Source organism: Virgibacillus sp. MG-45, from assembly GCF_036409425.1.
Lineage (GTDB): Bacteria > Bacillota > Bacilli > Bacillales > Amphibacillaceae > LDC-1.
In genome coordinates this window covers 21,716-42,478 of record NZ_JAXOFU010000002.1, presented here as the reverse complement: position 1 = coordinate 42,478, position 20,763 = coordinate 21,716, and the positions used below count along the sequence as shown (strand labels likewise).

Annotated in this window: 26 protein-coding genes; 25 read left to right on the top strand and 1 reads right to left on the bottom strand. The window is 36.4% G+C overall.

Going from position 1 to position 20,763, the window contains the following annotated elements; translation table 11 throughout:
* Positions 1–37 precede the first annotated feature (37 nt).
* A complete protein-coding gene (locus SPK86_RS02385; protein WP_284140376.1) occupies positions 38–928 on the top strand; it encodes a patatin-like phospholipase family protein in 891 nt (296 codons plus the stop codon).
* 46 nt (positions 929–974) lie between these two features.
* Here the strand turns inward: SPK86_RS02385 and SPK86_RS02380 are convergent, their stop codons facing one another.
* Complete coding sequence (locus SPK86_RS02380; protein ID WP_284140375.1) at positions 975–1,355, bottom strand: SA1362 family protein; 381 nt, start codon at positions 1,353–1,355, stop codon at positions 975–977.
* A 273-nt stretch (positions 1,356–1,628) separates the two neighbouring features.
* Between SPK86_RS02380 and SPK86_RS02375 the strand changes: the two genes are divergently transcribed.
* The 24 genes from SPK86_RS02375 to recN all read left to right on the top strand — a co-directional run bounded on the left by SPK86_RS02375 (position 1,629) and on the right by recN (position 20,660).
* Positions 1,629–2,147 carry a YqhR family membrane protein gene (locus tag SPK86_RS02375; protein ID WP_284140374.1) on the top strand — a complete coding sequence of 173 codons (519 nt, stop codon included), beginning with the start codon at positions 1,629–1,631 and terminating at the stop codon, positions 2,145–2,147.
* An 80-nt stretch (positions 2,148–2,227) separates the two neighbouring features.
* Positions 2,228–2,665, top strand: a complete 438-nt coding sequence (aroQ, locus tag SPK86_RS02370) for a type II 3-dehydroquinate dehydratase (protein ID WP_284140373.1) — start codon at positions 2,228–2,230, stop codon at positions 2,663–2,665.
* A gap of 49 nt (positions 2,666–2,714) precedes the next feature.
* Positions 2,715–3,776: a M24 family metallopeptidase gene (locus tag SPK86_RS02365; RefSeq protein WP_284140372.1), complete on the top strand. Its 1,062-nt coding sequence runs from the start codon at positions 2,715–2,717 to the stop codon at positions 3,774–3,776.
* 33 nt (positions 3,777–3,809) lie between these two features.
* The gene (gene efp, locus SPK86_RS02360; protein ID WP_284140371.1) at positions 3,810–4,367 is read left to right on the top strand and encodes an elongation factor P; all 558 of its coding nucleotides are present in this window, start codon (positions 3,810–3,812) and stop codon (positions 4,365–4,367) included.
* Between the two features lie 225 nt (positions 4,368–4,592).
* Positions 4,593–5,570 (top strand): stage III sporulation protein AA, encoded by a 978-nt coding sequence (spoIIIAA, locus tag SPK86_RS02355; RefSeq protein ID WP_284140370.1) that lies wholly within the window; start codon positions 4,593–4,595, stop codon positions 5,568–5,570.
* Positions 5,515–6,027, top strand: a complete 513-nt coding sequence (gene spoIIIAB, locus SPK86_RS02350) for a stage III sporulation protein SpoIIIAB (RefSeq protein ID WP_284140369.1) — start codon at positions 5,515–5,517, stop codon at positions 6,025–6,027. Before spoIIIAA ends, spoIIIAB begins: the two co-directional genes overlap by 56 nt.
* A gap of 205 nt (positions 6,028–6,232) precedes the next feature.
* The gene (spoIIIAC, locus tag SPK86_RS02345) at positions 6,233–6,439 is read left to right on the top strand and encodes a stage III sporulation protein AC (protein WP_284140368.1); all 207 of its coding nucleotides are present in this window, start codon (positions 6,233–6,235) and stop codon (positions 6,437–6,439) included.
* Between the two features lie 6 nt (positions 6,440–6,445).
* Entirely contained in the window at positions 6,446–6,838 is a 393-nt protein-coding gene (spoIIIAD, locus tag SPK86_RS02340; RefSeq protein ID WP_284140367.1) for a stage III sporulation protein AD, read from the top strand.
* Between the two features lie 31 nt (positions 6,839–6,869).
* Positions 6,870–8,048: a stage III sporulation protein AE gene (gene spoIIIAE, locus SPK86_RS02335; RefSeq protein WP_330948599.1), complete on the top strand. Its 1,179-nt coding sequence runs from the start codon at positions 6,870–6,872 to the stop codon at positions 8,046–8,048.
* A gap of 10 nt (positions 8,049–8,058) precedes the next feature.
* Positions 8,059–8,676 (top strand): stage III sporulation protein AF, encoded by a 618-nt coding sequence (gene spoIIIAF, locus SPK86_RS02330; protein WP_330948598.1) that lies wholly within the window; start codon positions 8,059–8,061, stop codon positions 8,674–8,676.
* Positions 8,677–8,678: 2 nt separating this feature from the next.
* Positions 8,679–9,317 carry a stage III sporulation protein AG gene (gene spoIIIAG / locus SPK86_RS02325; RefSeq protein WP_284140364.1) on the top strand — a complete coding sequence of 213 codons (639 nt, stop codon included), beginning with the start codon at positions 8,679–8,681 and terminating at the stop codon, positions 9,315–9,317.
* 12 nt (positions 9,318–9,329) lie between these two features.
* The gene (locus SPK86_RS02320) at positions 9,330–9,881 is read left to right on the top strand and encodes a SpoIIIAH-like family protein (protein ID WP_284140363.1); all 552 of its coding nucleotides are present in this window, start codon (positions 9,330–9,332) and stop codon (positions 9,879–9,881) included.
* Positions 9,882–10,138: 257 nt separating this feature from the next.
* A complete protein-coding gene (gene accB, locus SPK86_RS02315) occupies positions 10,139–10,642 on the top strand; it encodes an acetyl-CoA carboxylase biotin carboxyl carrier protein (protein ID WP_284140362.1) in 504 nt (167 codons plus the stop codon).
* Between the two features lie 14 nt (positions 10,643–10,656).
* Positions 10,657–12,021, top strand: a complete 1,365-nt coding sequence (gene accC, locus SPK86_RS02310) for an acetyl-CoA carboxylase biotin carboxylase subunit (protein WP_284140361.1) — start codon at positions 10,657–10,659, stop codon at positions 12,019–12,021.
* Between the two features lie 4 nt (positions 12,022–12,025).
* On the top strand, positions 12,026–12,421 hold the full coding sequence (locus tag SPK86_RS02305) for an Asp23/Gls24 family envelope stress response protein (RefSeq protein WP_284140360.1): 396 nt from the start codon (positions 12,026–12,028) through the stop codon (positions 12,419–12,421).
* Positions 12,422–12,578: 157 nt separating this feature from the next.
* Positions 12,579–12,959, top strand: a complete 381-nt coding sequence (gene nusB, locus SPK86_RS02300) for a transcription antitermination factor NusB (protein WP_284140359.1) — start codon at positions 12,579–12,581, stop codon at positions 12,957–12,959.
* 19 nt (positions 12,960–12,978) lie between these two features.
* Positions 12,979–13,833, top strand: coding sequence for a bifunctional methylenetetrahydrofolate dehydrogenase/methenyltetrahydrofolate cyclohydrolase FolD (gene folD, locus SPK86_RS02295; protein ID WP_330948597.1), 855 nt, complete (start codon positions 12,979–12,981; stop codon positions 13,831–13,833).
* The gene (xseA, locus tag SPK86_RS02290; RefSeq protein ID WP_330948596.1) at positions 13,830–15,185 is read left to right on the top strand and encodes an exodeoxyribonuclease VII large subunit; all 1,356 of its coding nucleotides are present in this window, start codon (positions 13,830–13,832) and stop codon (positions 15,183–15,185) included. The genes folD and xseA overlap by 4 nt, the downstream gene beginning before the upstream one ends.
* A complete protein-coding gene (locus SPK86_RS02285; RefSeq protein ID WP_284140356.1) occupies positions 15,172–15,405 on the top strand; it encodes an exodeoxyribonuclease VII small subunit in 234 nt (77 codons plus the stop codon). Before xseA ends, SPK86_RS02285 begins: the two co-directional genes overlap by 14 nt.
* 2 nt (positions 15,406–15,407) lie before the next feature.
* Positions 15,408–16,295, top strand: a complete 888-nt coding sequence (locus tag SPK86_RS02280) for a polyprenyl synthetase family protein (protein WP_284140355.1) — start codon at positions 15,408–15,410, stop codon at positions 16,293–16,295.
* 702 nt (positions 16,296–16,997) lie between these two features.
* Positions 16,998–17,591, top strand: coding sequence for a hypothetical protein (locus SPK86_RS02275; RefSeq protein WP_284140354.1), 594 nt, complete (start codon positions 16,998–17,000; stop codon positions 17,589–17,591).
* A 14-nt stretch (positions 17,592–17,605) separates the two neighbouring features.
* A complete protein-coding gene (locus SPK86_RS02270; protein ID WP_284140353.1) occupies positions 17,606–18,433 on the top strand; it encodes a TlyA family RNA methyltransferase in 828 nt (275 codons plus the stop codon).
* Between the two features lie 29 nt (positions 18,434–18,462).
* Positions 18,463–18,912, top strand: coding sequence for a transcriptional regulator AhrC/ArgR (gene ahrC / locus SPK86_RS02265; protein WP_284140352.1), 450 nt, complete (start codon positions 18,463–18,465; stop codon positions 18,910–18,912).
* 17 nt (positions 18,913–18,929) lie between these two features.
* On the top strand, positions 18,930–20,660 hold the full coding sequence (gene recN / locus SPK86_RS02260; RefSeq protein WP_330948595.1) for a DNA repair protein RecN: 1,731 nt from the start codon (positions 18,930–18,932) through the stop codon (positions 20,658–20,660).
* The last annotated feature ends 103 nt before the right edge of the window (positions 20,661–20,763 follow it).

Sequence of the window (20,763 nt, the reverse complement as noted above, 5' to 3'; positions counted from 1 at the left end):
TGCTTAATTATATAGAAAAGGGCTGAGGAGAGAAGTTATGAAAATTGATGCGGTTTTTTCTGGCGGTGGAGTAAAGGCTTACGCATTTCTTGGTGCATTGAAAAGCCTTGAATCGAATCAATTCCAAATAGAAAGGGTTGCCGGTACATCTGCTGGGGCAATTTTAGCGTCCTTTGTTGCAGCTGGATACACTTCATCTGATATGCTGCAACTATTACAACAGACGGATTTAAAGGCGTTGTTAGATCCACCGAAACCAACTACCTTCTTACCAGGAACCAAGTGGTTTTTTCTTTATTTTCAAATGGGATTATATAAAGGAGATAAGCTCGAAAAATGGCTATATAATCATCTTGCTAATCAAGGGATTTACACATTTAGTGATCTGCCAAATGGGTGTTTAAAGGTGGTTGCAAGTGATTTGTCATTAGGAAAGCTGATTGTCATCCCTGATGATCTTTATCGTGTTTATGGAATTAATCCAGCTCATTTCCCAGTTTCAAAAGCAGTCAGGATGAGTGCGGGATTTCCATATTTTTTTATGCCAAAGAAATTACCTGGAAAAGCAAAGCAAAAAAGTATTATGGTAGATGGTGGCTTATTAAGTAATTTTCCATTATGGTTATTTACAAATTCGAATAATCGAGAGCAACGTCCTGTTTTAGGAGTGAAACTTTCGGATACTCCAGCAAATACAACACCGCATGACATTAAAAACGCTTTAGATATGCTCCATGCATTATTTGCTACGATGAAGCAAGCACATGATGCAAGATATATCTCTACGACTGACAAAAAAAATATCATTTTTATTCCTGTGAAAAATATCGAGACAACAAACTTTCAGATTAATGCAAACGAAATAGATATGCTTCTCACATTGGGAATGGAACGAACGGATCAATTTTTAAAGCACTGGCCGAAATAATCTTATTCTGAAATTATGATAGACTAGATAAAAAACGAGTATCCATTTAATTGGATGCTCGCTTTTTTCTTTTCGTTTTATTCCCGTCAATGACTCGTAGATGGGAAGTTTGACGTGTGTTTTTTTTCTTTGCTTGCGGTTTAATCGGCTGCTGTTGTATTGTTTTTGCTTTGGATGAGGGCTTCTTTTGTTTATATTTTTGCTTGGATTGCTTTACCGCCTGTTTATACTTTTTAGCATCACTTGAAGATACACGATTTTTTAAAAACAAGAAGTATATGAGACCAAAGATTAATAACCCAATAAAAATCGATTTTAGGAGACTAAATAAAAAGCCAGTTGTATTGGAAAAAAGCTGTGACATAAGTCCAATAGCAGCAAAACCAATAAGTACATATACGATAACAGATAATTTTCTACCACTCATTTTCAATTCCACCTTTCATGGATATGCTTAAATACTTGTTCCTATTGTCTTAGGAGAATGTTAGAATACTACCTTCTTTTTATTTATTATTTCCTAATATAACATGAATTATTCATTATTTTATAGAAATTAAACTACTATTAAGCACATTCTTCTTGTCAATCATCTTACTAAAATTAGAACGCAAATTCCACAACATTTCAACTGCGTTTTAAGAAGTTGTGTCGATATGAATGATAATTATTGGCCATACTATAGCTGGAGGTGATTTAGTTGAGAAAATCTGAACGAAAGAATAATGAAAGAGAACAGCAGGCTTCAACAAGTCCTTCTCTTATAGGAATAGCTGTGACCACCGGGTTAAGTGGCGGAATACTATGGAGCGCAATTGGAGTCGTTATGTACCATTTTAATTTTGCGGAAGTCGCTCCTAAGATGTTTGTATTACGGTCTTGGACAAAAGAACCTTGGACAGATACATGGCTTGGGGACTTAATTTCAATTTTAATAGTTGGGGGTATATCCATTCTTCCGGCGTTACTATATTATGCTTTATTTAAAAAGCGACAATCTATGTGGGTAGGTACTATTTATGGTTTAGCTCTCTGGTTCCTTTTATTTTATGTGCTTCATCCCATGTTCGCGAATATTCCAAACGTTACTGACCTTAACAAAAATACGATTGTATCGACAATATGCTTGTTTTTATTGTATGGTACGTTTATTGGCTATTCCATTTCATATGATTTTCATGATATGGTTGTGAAAGAGACGAAAAAAAATAACAATTAAAATTAGATTTTTTTATTCAAATGAAGTGCTTTATGATAAACTTATAACGTCCAATAATATTTGGTAAAGGGATGAAGGGGATGAACCGGCTATTATTATTGAATGGTCCAAATCTTAATCTGTTAGGGAAGCGTGAAAAAGAGATTTATGGACAATTTACATTGAAAGACATTGAAAAAAGTGTGGGGAAAGTAGCAGCTTCCTATGGATATGAAGTCGATAGCTTTCAATCGAATCATGAGGGTGAATTGATCGACCAGCTTCATGCAGCAGATGGAAAGTATTTTGGTATTATATTTAATCCAGCAGCTTATACACATACAAGTGTTGCATTAAGAGATGCAATTATTGCAATTCAAACGCCGGTCATTGAAGTACATATATCTAATATTCATCAGCGAGAAGCATTTCGGCACAAGTCATTAACCGCACCTGCATGTAAAGGACAAATTACCGGTTTTGGTCTCCAAAGCTATGTGCTTGCGGCCATGGCATTTCTTGATAAGGATACAATGTGAGACTTTATCCATTAAAGGTAGAGAAATATAATAGAAAGGGTTGAAAAGAATGGAGAAATTACGAAAAATTAGAGCTGTATTAGAAGAAAAAAATCTGGATGCATTGATTGTTGCCAGTCCAATCAATAGAAGATATATTACAGGTTTTACTGGAACAGCAGGAACGGTAATTATCACGAACAAAGATGCGCTTTTTATTACAGATTTTCGTTATACAAAGCAGGCAGCAGAACAAGCAATCGGATTTGATATTATCGAGCATAAACAGCTTATGGAACTTGAGATCCGTGATCAATTAAGTAAGCTGAAGGCAAAACGCGTAGGCTTTGAAAAAAACCATGTAACATATGCAGTGTTTGATCAATATCAATCATTATTCAATGGAGAGCTCGTACCGACTTCAGATATTGTAGAAACGATTAGACTTGTTAAAACAAACGATGAGCTTGCCATTATGAAGAAAGCAGCAGAAATTGCTGATGCAGCTTTTACGCATATTCAAGGGTTTATCAAGCCAGGCGTTCGTGAAATTGATGTTTCAAACGAATTAGAATTTTTTATGAGAAAACAAGGTGCAACATCTTCAAGCTTTGATATTATTGTTGCTTCAGGCTTTCGATCCGCGTTACCTCATGGAGTCGCTTCGACGAAGGAAATTCAATCAGGTGAACTAGTAACACTTGACTATGGGGCATTATACAATGGATATTGCTCAGATATTACTAGAACCGTTGCTGTTGGCGAAATTAGCAACGAATTGAAAACAATCTATGATACAGTACTAGAAGCACAGTTAAGAGGTGTTGATGGGATAAAGGCTGGTATGAGTGGAAAAGAAGCGGATGCACTCACGAGAGATTACATTACTGAAAAAGGCTTTGGAGCGTATTTTGGACATTCGACTGGGCACGGACTTGGAATGGAGGTTCATGAAGGACCGGGGCTTTCGCATCGAGGTGAAATTACTTTAGAGCCAGGAATGGTTGTTACAGTCGAACCAGGAATTTATATTCCGGATGTTGGTGGATGTCGAATAGAAGATGACATTGTCGTAACAGCATCAGGAAATGAGAGATTAACATTAGCAAATAAAGAACTTATTACATTATAAGAAATATTTACATTCATCCAAGGAGGAACATAGATGATATCAGTTAATGATTTTCGTACAGGTTTAACAATTGAAGTGGATAACGATGTTTGGCAAGTAATCGATTTTCAGCATGTGAAGCCAGGTAAAGGGGCAGCTTTTGTTCGATCGAAGTTGCGTAGCTTGCGAAATGGAAACATTCAAGAGAAAACTTTCCGTGGTGGAGAAAAAGTGGAAAAAGCGCATGTAGAGCATAAAAAAATGCAGTACTTATATGCTTCAGGTGATTCGCATGCATTTATGGACACAAGTACCTATGAGCAAATTGAATTACAAGCGAACCAAATTGAGCACGAGTTAAAATTTATTAAAGAAAATACCGAAGTTTCTATAATAACCTATCAAGGAGAAGTACTTGGTATAGACCTTCCAAATAATGTGGAGTTAGAAGTAGTTGAAACAGAGCCAGGAATTAAAGGAGATACGGCAAGCGGGGGATCCAAACCTGCTACTGTTGAAACAGGGCTTGTTGTTCAAGTTCCGTTCTTTGTAAATAAAGGAGACGTATTAGTCATCAATACATCTGATGGAAAATATGTTTCTCGTGCATAATATCATTTATCAGTAAAAAACAGTTCAACATTAAGTTGAGCTGTTTTTTTAGTTTAAATCGTGCATATCATTGTTCTATTATTTTTTACAATTAATCTATTTAAGATTTGTATTCGCTAAGCGTCTTAATTGTATTTCAATGCTTGTTGCCTTCGTGAAGTTAGTCATATTTTTGCGTGTTTATCAATACACTTATTATAAAGCAGCGTAAAGCGAGGAATTTATATGGAAGAAATCCTTCGATTATTTCCGGAGCCGCTAATGCAAGAAATTAGGACAAGGCTGGATAGAAGATGGGACAAACTTCAGGAAATTCGATGCCGATTACAACAACCAATTGAAGTTATTTTTGATCACCATACAGAATGGATCGAAGCTTGTATTTTAAAACCTAAATCGATGATGTATATGATTAATCGTCTTAGTGAATTCTCACTGTATCGTTTAGAGGATGAATTAAGAGAAGGTTATCTTACAATTGAAGGTGGTCACCGAATCGGCTTAGCAGGAAAAGTAAATACACGTGGAGGAACTGTGAAAGCAATTCAGCATATTGCTTTTTTAAACATTCGAATTGCAAAAGAACAAATTGGGATAGCACAGTCGATTATGCCATATGTTTATGGACAAGCATATTGGAATACATTAATTGTTGGTGAGCCGCAAACAGGAAAAACAACACTAATTCGTGATATGGCTCGGATGATTTCAATAGGCTGGGATAATATTGTGGGAAAGAAAGTAGCAATTATTGATGAACGTTCGGAAATTGCCGCTTCTATAAACGGAGTCCCGCAACATAATGTAGGAAAGAGGACGGATGTTCTCGATGCTTGTCCAAAAGCAGAAGGAATGATGATGATGATTCGTTCGATGTCTCCAGAAGTTTTGATTGTTGATGAAATTGGCAGTGATCTTGATGTAAAAGCGTTAATGGAAGCGATCAATGCAGGTGTAGTCATTATCTGTACTATCCATGGGAGATCACTAACAGAATTAAAAAAGCGACCTTCATTACAACCTTTATTTCAACAAAGAGTGTTTCAACGTATTCTCTTGCTGGACAGGCAGACAGGGCCTGGTCAAGTAAAGAGAATATGGAATGAAGAGGAAGAAAATATATTACAGAAGTCGAGGTGCCGGCCAAATGAAATGGATAGGAGCACTTCTTTTAATAAGTACAACTACATGGGCAGGGCTTGAATGGAGCAAAAAACTAGATAAAAGACCAAAGCATATTCGTCAATTAATAAACGCCTTACAAATATTAGAAGCTGAAATTTTGTATAGTCAGTTGCCACTTAAAGATGCGTTTAAATTGATGGCACGTCAGTTGCCTGCACCTGTTTGTTCCTTTTTTAACCGATTAGCAATGCAATTAAGCAAAATCGATGCCGAGTTAGAGGTTGCGTGGGAAGACAGTGTTAAAGAACTAATGCTTATTTCCTCGTTAGGTGAGAATGATAAAGAGATTTTGCTTCAATTCGGCCGCACGTTAGGGCAACATGACTTTACACAACAGCAAAAGCAAATCCATCTCACGATTACTCATCTTGAACGTGAGCTAGAGGATGCACGAGACAATCAATTTAAATATAGCAAAATGGTGAAAACGCTCGGCTTCCTAGCTGGTTTATTTATCATAATTCTTCTCTTTTAAGAAAGTGTAAGCGCCCGTTTAGTAACTTATAAACGGAAGTATTTCAAAATGAGATAAATAATCGTAGTGAAAGAATAAGAAGGTTGCAAAAACATTGCAGGGTGTAGGTGCAAATTTATGATAAGAGTTTTCTAACATCGATCCTTTTATACTTTCATCTCCTAAAAGAATAGATTCAAAGTAATTAGTTGGAAGGAGTACGGATATGATAACGGATGCATCGATATTATTTCAAATTGCTGGTATTGGAATCATCGTGGCGCTAATCCATACAATATTAAAACAAATGGGAAAAGAGGAGATCGCTCAATTTGCTACATTAGTAGGATTTATTATTGTCCTTGTAATGGTAATAAACGGTCTTTCTGATTTATTTCAACAGATAAAGTCAGTATTTTTATTTCAAGGGTAATTGTTCATGGATATTGTACAAATCGTTATTTTCGGGATTGTTGCCAGCATCCTATATATCGTTTTAAAGGATTTAAACAGTACGTTTGCTTTCTTTATTCTCCTTCTAACAGGAATTATTATTTTTCTTGCCATTATGAAGCAAATTGGAGTGATCATTAAGCTGATAGAAAGTCTAGGTAGTAAAGCACATATCGATGGATTATATATTCAAACAATCTTAAAAATTATTGGTATCGCTTATATTACTGAATTAGGTGCAAATATAACAAAGGATGCTGGATTAAATGCAGTAGCTTCCAAAATTGAATTAGCTGGAAAAGTCTTTATTCTCGTGCTTGCTATTCCTATTATTACCGCTGTAATCGAAGCGATTCTAAATTTTATAACCGTCGTTTAACGGGGTGAGAAGGGAGCGTAATAAGAAGCGAATGAAATATGTTACTTGTTTGTTTCTAGTCACAATGTTCATGCTTCAAAGTGGACAAGTTTTCGTGCATGCAGAAGATGCTCCTGAAGCCGATCAGCCGTTAGAAGAAAAAATGGTTAATGAAGTTTCATTAGATGGAATAGGAAAGTATTGGAATTTAATTGTGGATGAGTATGGCGGGTATTTACCAGAGCTTGAAAAAACAAGTGTTTATGAATTAGTTAAGAATAATGATTCCTTTTCGATAAAAGGAGCGATTTCAGGACTAATCGAATATTTGTTTCATGAATTAATTATGAATGGAAAACTATTAGGAATACTGATGCTACTTACATTGTTTTCTGTGTTCCTGCAAACATTACATACAGCCTTTGACAAAGGAACGGTAAGCAAAATAGCCTATTTTATCGTCTATATCGTATTACTCTTTATCGCCTTAAACAGTTTTTATTTAGTTGTAAATTATACAAAATATGCCATCGATACGATGAGCGGTTTCATGATTGCTTTATTGCCGCTTTTGTTAGGATTGATGGCCTCAATCGGAAATTTAGTCACCGTTTCTTTTTTACATCCAATTATTATTATGCTCATTAATGTAAGTGGTGTTCTTGTATCTAATGTTATCTTACCCTTTTTATTTTTATCAGCGCTTTTACTGATCGTTAGTACATTGAATGAAAGCTATAAAGTCACACATTTGGCTAACTTATTTAAGAACGTTAGCTTAGGGATTTTAGGTGGCTTCTTAACTATATTTTTAGGAGTTATGTCTGTGCAAGGTGCAGCTAGCGCAATACAAGATGGCGTCGGAATGAAAACGGCTAAATTTATTACTGGTAATTTTATTCCGGTTGTAGGAAGGACATTCACAGACGCAGCTGACACTGTATTGAGCGCTTCGTTAATATTAAAAAATGCAATTGGGATAGTTGGGGTTGGAATTGTCATCTTTATAGCACTTTTTCCTGCATTAAAGATTTTAGCAGTGGCAATTATTTATAAACTCGCTGCGGCAACATTACAACCAATAGGAGATGGGCCGGTAATTTCGAGTTTAAATACGATTGCAAACTATATTATCTATATGCTTGCTTGTTTGGTAGCAGTTTCATTTATGTTTTTTTTAGCAATCGTAGTTATTGTAGTCGCGAGCAATATAACCTTGCTTCTTCGATAGGATGATAGAAATGGAATATATTATTCAATGGGTAACAAAAATAGTGATTTTTATCCTGCTGGCAACAATTATAGATTTACTGATACCAGCTTCAGCTATGAAAAAGTATATCAAATTTGTCGTGGGATTAATTTTAATCTTGATTTTTTTACAGCCACTTTTTCAACTGTTTCAAATTGATATTAAACAAGCGATAAATACGTCACTATTGCAACGAAATGGATCAATTGAAAATGAGCAAAATATTGAAAAATTGATTGATTTCAAAAAAAGTGAAATACAATCCTCTCAAAATGCATATATTGAAGAACAAATGGCTGTCCAATTAATGGAACTTGCTCAACCTCAATTGCGAACGGAACATGCCGTAGAAATCACGAGTATGGATATTGATTTTGTACCGAACAGTACGAATATCCCCGAGAATCTTGAAAAAGTCATTATCTATATTCAGGAAGCGAATAATGAGGAGGGAACCGTAAATGTTGTGGAGGATGTTGTAATTAATATGGACAGGCAAGAAGATAATATTGCGGATGAACCGGATGCAGAAGCGATTAAAAAAACATTACAGGAGGTATGGCAGATTGATGATACTGTACTAACGATTGAATGGGAGGGAGAGTGACATTGATTAATAAAATTCAAAAGTATTTTTCATCTTTATGGAAACGCACGACTACTACAAGCTCCAAAAAAACTGGCTATATTATCATAATTGGATTAGTTGGATTGCTTTTATTAATTGTTGGAAACCTATTTTCCTCGACTAATGAAGAAGATAAGACAACAAATGAAATGGAATTGCTAGAGTCACCAGATAAACAAGCAGTTGAAACAAACGGAAAACAAGCTTCTGCAACTTCTAACCTCGCTGAATTAGAAAAAAGCTACAAAAAGGATCTAGAGGCAATGCTTGAGAATATTCAAGGTGTTTCAGATGTCGAAGTGATGGTGAATCTCGATTCAACAAATGTAAAAGTTTATGAAAGAAATCTAATATCTGGACAGCAAACTACGGATGAAAATGATAAAAATGGGGGAACCCGTCAAATAGAAGAACATACGAAGGAAACCCAAGTGGTACTTGTAAGACAAGGTGATAAAGAAACACCGTTGTTAATTCAAACAAAAAAGCCAGCGGTGCGAGGGGTGTTTGTCGTTGCAAAAGGAGTTGATCATGCCACCGTAAAAAAATGGGTAGTAGAGGCAGTGTCTCGTGTCTTGGATGTACCGACCCATCAAGTATCAGTGATGCAAAGAAAATAAGGAGGAGAAAAAATGCTTAAAAAACAAACAATCTGGTTATTAACGATGCTTAGTTTAATGATTGTGTTAAGTGTGTATTACATGACATCGGACGGTAGTGAAGATATTGCTTTTATTAATGAGGGAAGCAATGATTCACAAGAAACAGCTGGAACAGATGGATTAAATGAAGAAGAGGCAGATGTAAATAATATAGAGAACATTGGTGGAGACGAACTATTTGCTACCATTCGAATGAATTTAGAAGACCAAAGAAGTATGGAAAAGACAAGGTTAGAAAAAATTGTTGCTTCAAGTGAAGCATCTACTGAGGAGAAAAATGAAGCCTGGGAAAGCATTAGTGCAATCGAAGAACTGACAACTAAAGAATCGATTCTTGAAGAATCAATTTTGGCTTCGGCAAAATATGAGGATGTCCTTGTCCGAAAAGATGGAAATGCCGTTCATGTTCATGTAAAAACAGAAAATCTTCCTGAAGAAGAAGCCATAAATATTATGCAAATGGTAAAGGATGAATTTGGAGAAATTACAGTAGATGTTAATTTCGGACCAACTGCAAGCTAATTAAAAAGAGGCAACCGGGTACGATTGTATCCGGTTTTTTTGTTGCAAAAACGTGTTCTAATTAAGTAATATTCGCATTCGGTTTTCCCCATTGCTATAATGTTTGTAGGGGATAAAAGATTTAGAATGAAAGGCTAAAACTGGAGAAAGTATGTATTAGGTATTGATGTTAGAGCACTTTTTATCGTAAAATGTTAAGAGGAGTTATTAAGACCTAATAATAAATTATGTTGGACATGAAGGGGTGCAAATAATATATGTTAAAAGTTCAAGAAATTCGCGAATTAATAAAATTGATAGATCAATCCTCGATTGATGAGTTTACGTATGAATCAAATGGAACTACCGTTACGATGAAAAAAGCTAGTGCAGAAAAGAAGTTGTCTTCGAGTACACAGGTTAACGCCAGTGAAGAGCAAGCTGCTAAAAAAGTGGTGGAAGAACAAGTAAATGTAAGTCAAATAACTGAACCGACTTCTCCTGCAAAGGAAAGTAAAGAATCACCAGCTGCTACGAACTATGATTATGAAATTAAATCACCAATGGTTGGTACATTTTACAGTTCTCCAAACCCAGAGAGTGATGCCTATGTAACGGTTGGTTCTACTGTTAAAAATGACTCTGTTGTTTGTATTGTAGAAGCAATGAAACTGTTTAATGAAATTGAGGCAGAAGTAAATGGAGAAATTGTTGAAGTGCTTGTAGAAAATGGAGAATTGGTTGAATATGGTCAACCACTATTTCGTGTTAAAAAGAAGTGAAGGGACGATAGCAAGTGATTAAAAAACTGTTAATTGCAAACAGAGGAGAAATTGCTGTCCGAATTATTCGAGCATGTAAAGAGATGGATATTCATACAGTAGCTATACATTCTGAGGCGGATGAAGAAGCATTACATGTACAACTGGCGGATGAGGCATACTGCATCGGTCCTAAGTCAAGTAAAGATAGCTACCTCAATTTTACTAATATTATGAGTGTAGCGACGATGACAAAGGTGGATGCAATCCATCCAGGCTACGGCTTTTTAGCAGAGAATGCCGACTTTGCAGAAATGTGTAGAGCATGTAATATTATATTTGTTGGACCAACTCCCCAAGCGATTCAAAAAATGGGTATTAAGGATGTAGCGAGAGAAACAATGAAGGCTGCAAATGTACCGATTGTTCCAGGATCAGAAGGAATTTTAGAATCTGAGAGTGAAGCAATTGAACTTGCAAAAGAAATTGGGTATCCTGTAATTATAAAGGCTACTGCTGGCGGCGGTGGAAAAGGTATCCGTGTTGCTGAAGATGAAGAAGCTTTAATAAAGGGAATGCGATTAACTCAAAAAGAAGCAGAAACAGCTTTTGGTAACCCTGGTGTATATCTAGAAAAATTTATTGAGGATTTCAGGCATGTTGAAATTCAAGTGCTTGCAGATCAGCATGGTAACGTAATTCATTTAGGAGAAAGAGACTGCTCTATTCAGAGAAGGTTACAAAAACTGATTGAGGAAACACCATCTCCTGCAATAACACCGGAAACAAGGGAAAAAATGGGTAATGCAGCAGTTAAAGCAGCAAAAGCAGTTGACTATATAGGTGCAGGTACAATTGAGTTTATCTATGACCGTCAGCGTGGAGATTACTACTTTATGGAAATGAATACAAGAATTCAAGTAGAGCACCCTGTAACAGAAATGGTCACTGGTGTTGATTTAATAAAAGAACAAATCCGTATAGCGAATGGAGAAAAGCTTTCTATCTCTCAGTCTGATGTAGAGTTTAATGGATGGTCTATTGAGTGCAGAATTAATGCAGAAAATCCATTTAAAAACTTTATGCCGTCGCCTGGAAAAATAGAAATGTATCTTCCTCCTGGTGGATTTGGCGTTCGTGTCGACTCTGCGGCTTATCCAGGATATATGATTCCGCCGTATTATGATTCCATGATTGCAAAGCTAATTACATACGGTCCTACACGCGAAGAAGCTATTAATCGCATGAAGCGTGCATTGGATGAGTTTGTGATTGAAGGTATCCATACGACCGTTCCGTTTCATCGCTTAATTATGGATCATGACGTATTTATTAGTGGGGATTTTAATACGAAATTTTTAGAGGAAAATCCAATATTGGAATCAAATGAAGAGGAGTGATGACATGAGTGAACAGCCTTTAGTTAATGTGAGTGACAACACTGGTTTAGGAAGTGTTGAGATTGCTCCAGAGGTTATTGAAGTAATAGCAGGTATCGCTGCTTCTGAAGTAGAGGGACTATCGTCGATGAGAGGTAATTTTGCTACAGGAGTTGTGGAGCGTTTTGGGAAAAAGTCTCACAGTAAAGGTGTAAAGGTTGAACTAACGGATAATGGAATTTTAATTGATTTATTTGTTGTATTAAACTTTGGCGTATCGATTCCTGAAGTCGCGCAAAAGCTACAAACAAATATCCGAAATTCCATTAAAAACATGACAGCACTTGAAATTGCAGAAATAAATGTGCATGTAGTAGGCATTCAAATGGAAAAAGAAGATCCACAATTACCAAACGAATAATGAGAGAAAGATCAAAAGACAACTGTGCTTTTGATCTTTCTTTTTCTATAATAGGTTGCACTGGAATGTAGCATTGCCTTTATAAACATGTTATTATTTGTAATAGATATTTAAAAAAATTTATTAAATGAAGAGAGCTTAAAGGAGATTAATCTGAATGAATCGGCGTACAGCAAGAGAAAAAGCATTTCAAGTACTATTTCAATTAGCAATGAATGAAACAAATACAATGGGCTTGATTTCAGAGTCTTTACAGAAAGAAGAACAAGATAACTTCTTAACAATGTTGACTGAGGGAGTGGCAAGTAACCTAAAGGAAATCGATCAACTCATTTCTGAGCATCTAGAGAAATGGAGCTTCCAACGAATAGCAGCAGTAGAACGAACTATTCTTCGAATTGCAGCTTATGAAATTCAATTCATGGAGGATATCCCCTTCAATGTTTCAATTAATGAGGCAGTAGAACTAGCTAACAAATATGGGGATGATCGCTCTGGAAAATTCGTAAACGGTGTTTTATCGAAGTTCAAGAAATAAGAAAAGGGCGGTGAACGGATTGACTGCAGAAATAATTAATGGAAAAGAACTCTCAACAAAATTAAAAGCAAGTATGAAAATAGAAACAGAAACATTAAAAAGGAAAGGAATTGTTCCACATTTAACGGTTGTACTTGTTGGTGATAATCCTGCATCACGCTCGTATGTTAGCGGGAAGGAAAAAGCATCGCAAGAAATAGGAATGAGTTCCGAAGTAATTGAATTACCTACAACAATTTCAGAAACCGAACTTCTAGCATTAATTCAGCAACTAAATGATAAACCTTCTGTGCACGGCATTTTAGTTCAACTTCCATTACCTCCTCATATAAAGGAACAGCATATTATCGAAGCGATTCACCCATCTAAAGATGTAGATGGCTTCCATCCTTTAAGCATAGGTCGAATGATAACAGGTCAGGATACATTTATTTCATGTACACCATATGGGATTATGGAAATGCTTCGTTCTAAGAATATTTCTATCGAAGGAAAACATGCTGTTGTAATTGGAAGAAGTAACATCGTTGGAAAACCTATAGGACAATTACTCTTGAATGAAAATGCGACCGTTACCTATTGTCATTCTAAGACAGTTGACTTAAAAGCCTATACAACGCAAGCAGACATTTTAATTGTTGCAACTGGAGTACCCCAAATGATCAATGCTGATCATATTAAAAAAGGTGCAGTTGTCATTGATGTAGGGATAAATCGCAATGAAGAAGGTAAATTAGTCGGCGATGTTGATTTTGAGAGTGTAAAGGAAAAGGCAGCATTTATTACACCAGTTCCTCGAGGTGTTGGACCGATGACGATTACGATGCTTTTAAAAAACACATTAAAAGCAGCAAAAGGATTGGCTGGAAATTGACGAAACCATATTTAACCGTTACCGCATTAACAAAGTACATTAAACGAAAACTTGATATTGATCCCCATTTACGGAGTGTTCTAGTAAAAGGTGAAATATCGAATTTTAAACATCATACACGTGGTCATATGTATTTGACAATAAAAGACGATCATAGCCGGATTCAAGCAGTTATGTTTGCAGGTAATAATCGAATGTTGAATTTTGTTCCTGAAAATGGCATGCAAGTGTTTATTACAGGAAATATTAGTGTCTTTGAAGCGACCGGTCAATATCAGCTTTACATACAGGAAATGGAGCCAGACGGACTTGGCTCCCTTTATTTAGCATTTGAGCAGTTAAAGGAAAAGCTACGAAATAAAGGTTATTTTTCACAAGAATTAAAAAAACCAATCCCTTCTTTTCCGAAGCATATTGGTGTCATCACTTCTCCTACAGGTGCAGCAATTAGAGATATTCTAACGACAATAAAAAGACGTTATCCTATCGTAGAAATTACCGTTATTCCCGTACTTGTTCAAGGAACAGCAGCCGCGACATCTATAAGTGATGCCATTAAAAAAGCAAATGATTCTTCGAAGTATGACATATTGATTGTCGGAAGAGGTGGCGGTTCCATTGAGGAGCTATGGAGTTTTAATGATGAACAAGTTGCTGAAGCGATTTATTGTTCTACAACCCCGATTATTTCTGCAGTTGGACATGAGACTGATACGACAATTAGTGATTTTGTAGCTGATTTAAGAGCTCCAACACCGACAGGAGCTGCAGAATTAGCGGTACCATCAAGACAAGAGCTTGAAGATAAGATAAGGCGGTTGCAAGGTGCATTAAAGCAAGCAATGGAAGCAACTTTTAAACAAAGAGAGATCGACTATTCCCATTTAAAGCAAGCATATGCATTTAAATATCCTGCTTTACTGATCCAACAAAAGGAGCAAGAGTTAGATCGAATGACGGAAAAGCTTGCAAAAGCATTTACTGTTTTTAGAGAACAAAAGACGGATAAGCATGACAATGTTTATGGAAGGTTATTGGCAAACCATCCAAAACGACAAACGATCCAAGCTGTAAAAGATCTACAAGGATTATCCAAACGATTAAACGGCAGCTTTCAATTAATTTATGACAGGCATACATCCCGGTTAAATACAACACTGGAAAAGCTTCTGCTTGTTAACCCATTAGCGATAATGAAAAGAGGGTTTGCTATTCCATATACAACTAATGGTGAGATCCTGAGAACGAAGGAGCAAATCCATATTGACGATCATATTGTTGTTCGAATAACGGATGGGAAATTAGAATGTCAGGTAATAAATGTGGAGGACGAAAACTATGAAGAAGAATGAAGAGCTATCCTTTGAAGAAGCGATGGAGCAACTTGAAGAGATTGTAGATAAGCTAGAACAAGGGGACGTACCATTAGAAAAGGCAATCACTTATTACCAAGAGGGTATGGAGCTTTCAAAGGTATGTAATGAAAAACTTTCAAAAGTTCAACAGAAAATGGTGAACATCATCAATGAACATGGGGAAATAGAACAGTTTGATTTACAGGGGGAAGAATAATTTTGAAAGCAGATGTGAAGGTTTATATTGAAAAGACACAACACTTACTAGAAGAGCATTTGTTCCGTCTAGTGCGTGATTTAAAGGCACCTGATCGATTAAAGGAATCGATAATTTATTCGATTGAAGCTGGAGGAAAACGACTGCGCCCTATTTTAATGATTGCTAGCTATCAGGCATTATCAAATGCAAATGTTGAAAAGGTCTTTACTGGGGCAAATGCGCTTGAAATGATTCATACGTATTCATTAGTTCATGACGACTTACCCGCCATGGATGATGATGCATACAGAAGAGGAAAGCCTACCAATCATAAAATGTTTGATGAAGCAACAGCAATTCTTGCCGGGGATGGTTTGTTAACATACAGCTTCGAAGTGATAACAAATGATCCACTACTTTCTTCGGATGAAAAAGTACAACTTATTCAGTGGCTATCGAGAGCAAGCGGACCAACGGGAATGGTTGCCGGACAAATACTGGATATGGAAGCTGAAAATCAACAAGTGGCTCTAGAGAGGTTAGAGGAAATACACGCCAAGAAAACAGGGGAGCTCCTTTCTTTTTCCGTACAAGGAGGAGCATACCTTGGTGGAGCAACGAACGAACAATTGAAGTACTTAAAGACGTATGCATATTATCTTGGATTGATTTTTCAAGTACAGGATGATATTTTAGATGTTACTGGTGACGAAACAAAGCTTGGTAAAAAAGTTGGAAGTGATGAAGGTAATTTAAAAAGTACCTATCCAAAGTTGCTTGGATTAGAAGGTGCAATCAAGCAAAAAGAACTATACCAACAAAAAGCTCGCGAAGCATTGCAAAAAGCGAATGTTGATACGAGTATCTTAATGGCTTTAATTGATCTTTTTGGTGAACGTGATCATTAGCATCCATAGTATTTTTTCTGTAATTATGATATAATATTGTGAGAAAAGGAATGGTGCAGTATTCTAGTCAGCCCTCCGTTTCTGAAGGCGGGGCTAAAAATCCGCTAAAGGGCACATCGATGAAGTTCCTTGTGTTGGCTTGAGGCGCCCAGCCTTGGGTCAATGCTGGGAGTTAAGGTTTTTGGGCGATCCGCAAAGGCATGTGGGCGTTGACCCGATTACCGTGGAGGCCCATCTCTGTAGTGATAGCTAAGCCTAGTTGTTGTTATGGAATGGGGTATGAACCTGCATGAAGGTAAGGGACACCTAATGTGCAGCGTAGCCTGCCTTGAGTGGTGCTTGAGGGGATTAGAGTCTAAAATTATCATGCTGGTGGCCACTGGATGATGATTTTCATCTCTATGAAATCAGCACTGCAAAAGAGGCTAGGAAACGGTTAAAGGCTGTGGAGGAAATCTCCTAGACTGTTCCTCGGACGTTTAAATGGGATTATAGTGTGGACTAAGTGGTAATCCAGTCTAGCTTTTGGTGACAATGCTAAGGTGGATTTAAAGGGGAACCGCCTTTATGGCAACATAAGGTATCCACTTGGGAAAACCTACTGGACCTAAGCCACAGTTTTTACCATTTAGATGACCATTCCTACTTACATAATAGTGTGTACTAAATAATTTATTTAAATCAAGAATATAGAGGTAAAATATGAACTCGCAAATAAAACGTTCGCTAAAATTTAGCTTAACTATTGCCGTTATCACTTTTGTGCTAGCGGCTATTTTTTCAGTTATTTCATCTTCCATTTTAAGTAGTGTAATGTGGATGGTTGGTTTACTAGTTGTATTCACCATCGTTTTGATTGGTGTTGTGTTTGATATGCTTGGAATTGCTTCAACTGCTGCCGATGAAGCTCCTTTTCATGCAATGGCAGCAGAAAAGGTACCTGGCTCTAAACAGGCAGTCTATATTATTCGCAATGCGGACCGATTTGCCAGCTTTTGTAATGATGTAATTGGAGATATATCAGGAATTGTTAGTGGAACAGCATCTGCAATAGTTGTATTACAAATCGCCACCATCCTCGGACAAGGGGAAGGTTCGCCTTTACAGATTGTGATTTCTGTATTTCTAACCAGTCTTGTGGCGGCTTTAACTGTTGGAGGGAAAGCAATAGGTAAATTTTTCGCAATTCATTCTTCCACACAAATTATTTTCTTTACTGGTAAAGTAATTGATATGGTCGAGTCTAAATTACACATTAAAATATTGCCAACAAATAACCGTGTAAATCAGAAATAAAAGAGGCTAAGAAAATGGGAAAAAAAAGATTGGATATTTTATTGGTTGAAAGAAATTTAGCAGATACGAGAGAAAAAGCAAAGCGACTTATTATGGCAGGTCTTGTGTTTTCTGAACAGGTTAGATTAGACAAGCCAGGTGTAAAAGTTGATGAGACAATTCCTTTATTAGTAAAAGGAAAAGCAATTCCTTATGTAGGACGTGGGGGATTAAAATTAGAAAAGGCACTTAAGACTTTTCATATTGATACGCAAGATCGAATTCTCGTTGATGTTGGATCTTCAACAGGTGGTTTTACGGATTGTGCACTGCAAAACGGCGCGAAGCTATCTTATGCTATTGATGTCGGTTATAATCAGCTTGATTGGAAGCTCCGCAACGATGAGCGAGTAATTGTAATGGAACGTACAAATTTTCGTTACGTTACACCAGATATGTTGCAACATGGTCTCCCTAATCTAGCCACAATAGATGTATCTTTTATTTCTTTAAAGCTAATTCTACCAGTTCTTAAGCATATTTTACTGCAAAATAGTGATGTCGTGGCTTTAATAAAGCCTCAGTTTGAAGCAGGCCGTGAACAAGTAGGAAAAAAAGGAATTGTACGCGATAAAAAAGTTCACTTTAATGTACTGCAGCGATTAACTGATTTTGCTATTTCTGAAGGATATGAGCTATTTGATATAACCTTCTCTCCTGTCACAGGGGGAGATGGAAATATTGAGTTTCTTGTACATTTAGGCTGGAACTATGTGGGAAAAGAAGGGAAATTGTTATCAGATGTCGAATTAGAACAAGTAGTAGAAGAAGCACATGCGGAATTAAAAACAGGCAATAAATAAAATCATTTTGGATTAAAGTGAGGACCAATATGAGTAAATTACAACGCCATATTAAAATACGAGAACTAATAACAGAGAATGAGATTGAAACACAAGATGAACTTGTAGATGAGCTAAAACAGCTAGGATTTAATGTAACACAAGCTACAGTATCTAGAGATATTAAAGAACTACATCTTGTAAAAGTCCCTTCTAATAATGGAACGTACAAATATAGCTTACCTGCTGATCGGAAGTTTAATCCACAGGAAAAATTAAAGCGGTTAATTATGGATGCATTTGTAAAGATCGATTCTACGAGCCATTTTATCATCTTAAAAACATTGCCTGGAAATGCGCAAGCAGTTGGTGCATTAATCGATAATTTAGATTGGAATGAAATTATGGGAACGATTTGTGGCGATGATACGTGTCTTATGATTTGTCGAACAGAAGCTGATGCCTTGGATATAAAAGAACGGTTTATTCGTATGCTTTAGAATGGAGTGTTTCGGACATGCTAACGGAATTATCTATACGTGATTTTGCTATTATTGATCATGTTGCGATCACTTTTTCAGATGGCCTGACGGTGCTTACAGGTGAAACAGGTGCTGGAAAATCGATTATTATTGATGCGATTCAGCTGCTTGCTGGAGGACGAGGGTCAGTAGAATTTGTACGACATGGGTCAAAACGAGCGGAAATAGAAGGTTTATTTATATTAGATAAGACGGATCATGCAGTTCAAACGGTAGGAAAACAATTTGGAATTGATATTGTAGATGAACAAGTTGTACTAGAAAGGGTTATTACTTCTAGTGGTAAAAGTATATGTCGGGTAAACGGGAAACTCGTTACACTTTCGATTTTGAAAGAGATTGGAAAAACACTGATTGACGTGCACAGTCAGCATGAAACTCAATCATTAATGGATTCCGAAAGTCATCTTCATCTACTCGATATGTATGACTTTGCTAAGACCGCTAAAGTTAAACAAGATTATAGTCAATTGTACGAAGAACTTTTAATTTTAAAAAAGCGATACAAAGAACTTTCAAACAACGAGCAAGAAATGGCGCATCGCTTAGATTTGCTTGAATTTCAATTAAAAGAGTTGGAAGGTGCAGATTTAAGTCCAAATGAAGATGACGAACTTGAAGCTGAACGAAAGCAGCTCGGTAATTATGAACGGATTTATACTGTTGTACAAGACGCTTATAATGCATTATATGGTGAGCAAAAAGGAATTGAATGGTTATATCAAGCTAAGCAGGCATTAGATAACGGAGCTGACCATGACGAATTTATTGCTGAAAAATCCGATGAGTTAGGGAATCATTATTATTTAGTGGAAGAGCTTTCTTTTCAGCTAAGAAATTATATTGATGGTCTTGAATATGATCCAGCACGGTTAAATGAAATAGAAGCGCGGTTAGATGAAATTAGTAGGTTAAAGAAGAAATATGGAAATACAGTAAATGAAATGCTTGAATACCAAGCAATGATTGAGGAAGAGATGGAGCAATTAAAGAATAAAGATTCCCATTTACTACAACTTTCCAAGGAAATTAAAGAATTGGAACATGATGTATATTTAGAGGCAAAAGAGCTTCACGATGTAAGAAAACAAGCTGCAGAAAATTTAGTTCAAGATGTTCAAAAAGAGCTGAAAAGTTTGTATTTAGAAAAAGCATCTTTTAGGGTGGCGTTCTCGCCAGATATAGGAGATGGCCCAGTATCAGAAATTCCCAAATTACATAAAAATGGCTTTGATCATGTTCATTTTTTAATTTCTACAAATACTGGTGAACCATTAAAGGAATTATCAAAAACAGCTTCTGGTGGCGAGCTTTCTCGTATCATGCTCGTTCTTAAGAAAATATTTGCCCAGCATCAAGGCGTAACAAGTGTCATTTTTGATGAAGTGGATACGGGTGTTAGTGGCAGAGTAGCTCAAGCTATTGCTGAAAAAATATACGAAGTATCTGGTAATTCACAAGTATTGTGTATTACGCATCTTCCACAGGTTGCAGCAATGGCAGATACACACAAATTGATTCAAAAAGAAGAAAAAAATAAACGAACCGCCACATTTGTTCATGAATTATCGCGCCAAGAACAAATTAATGAATTGAGTAGAATGATTACGGGAACGAAGCTAACAGAGACTGCAATGGAACATGCAAGAGAAATGTTAGAATTAGCCCACAGTTATAAAAAACAGGTATATCAGGTTAACGGATAAAAGGGACCTTGCAATTTGTTTGCAAAGGTCTTTTTTCTATTTCCGATCTTTATTCGAGCATGTTTTATCTTGATTAGGAAATGTTACACAGCATTTCTTATCT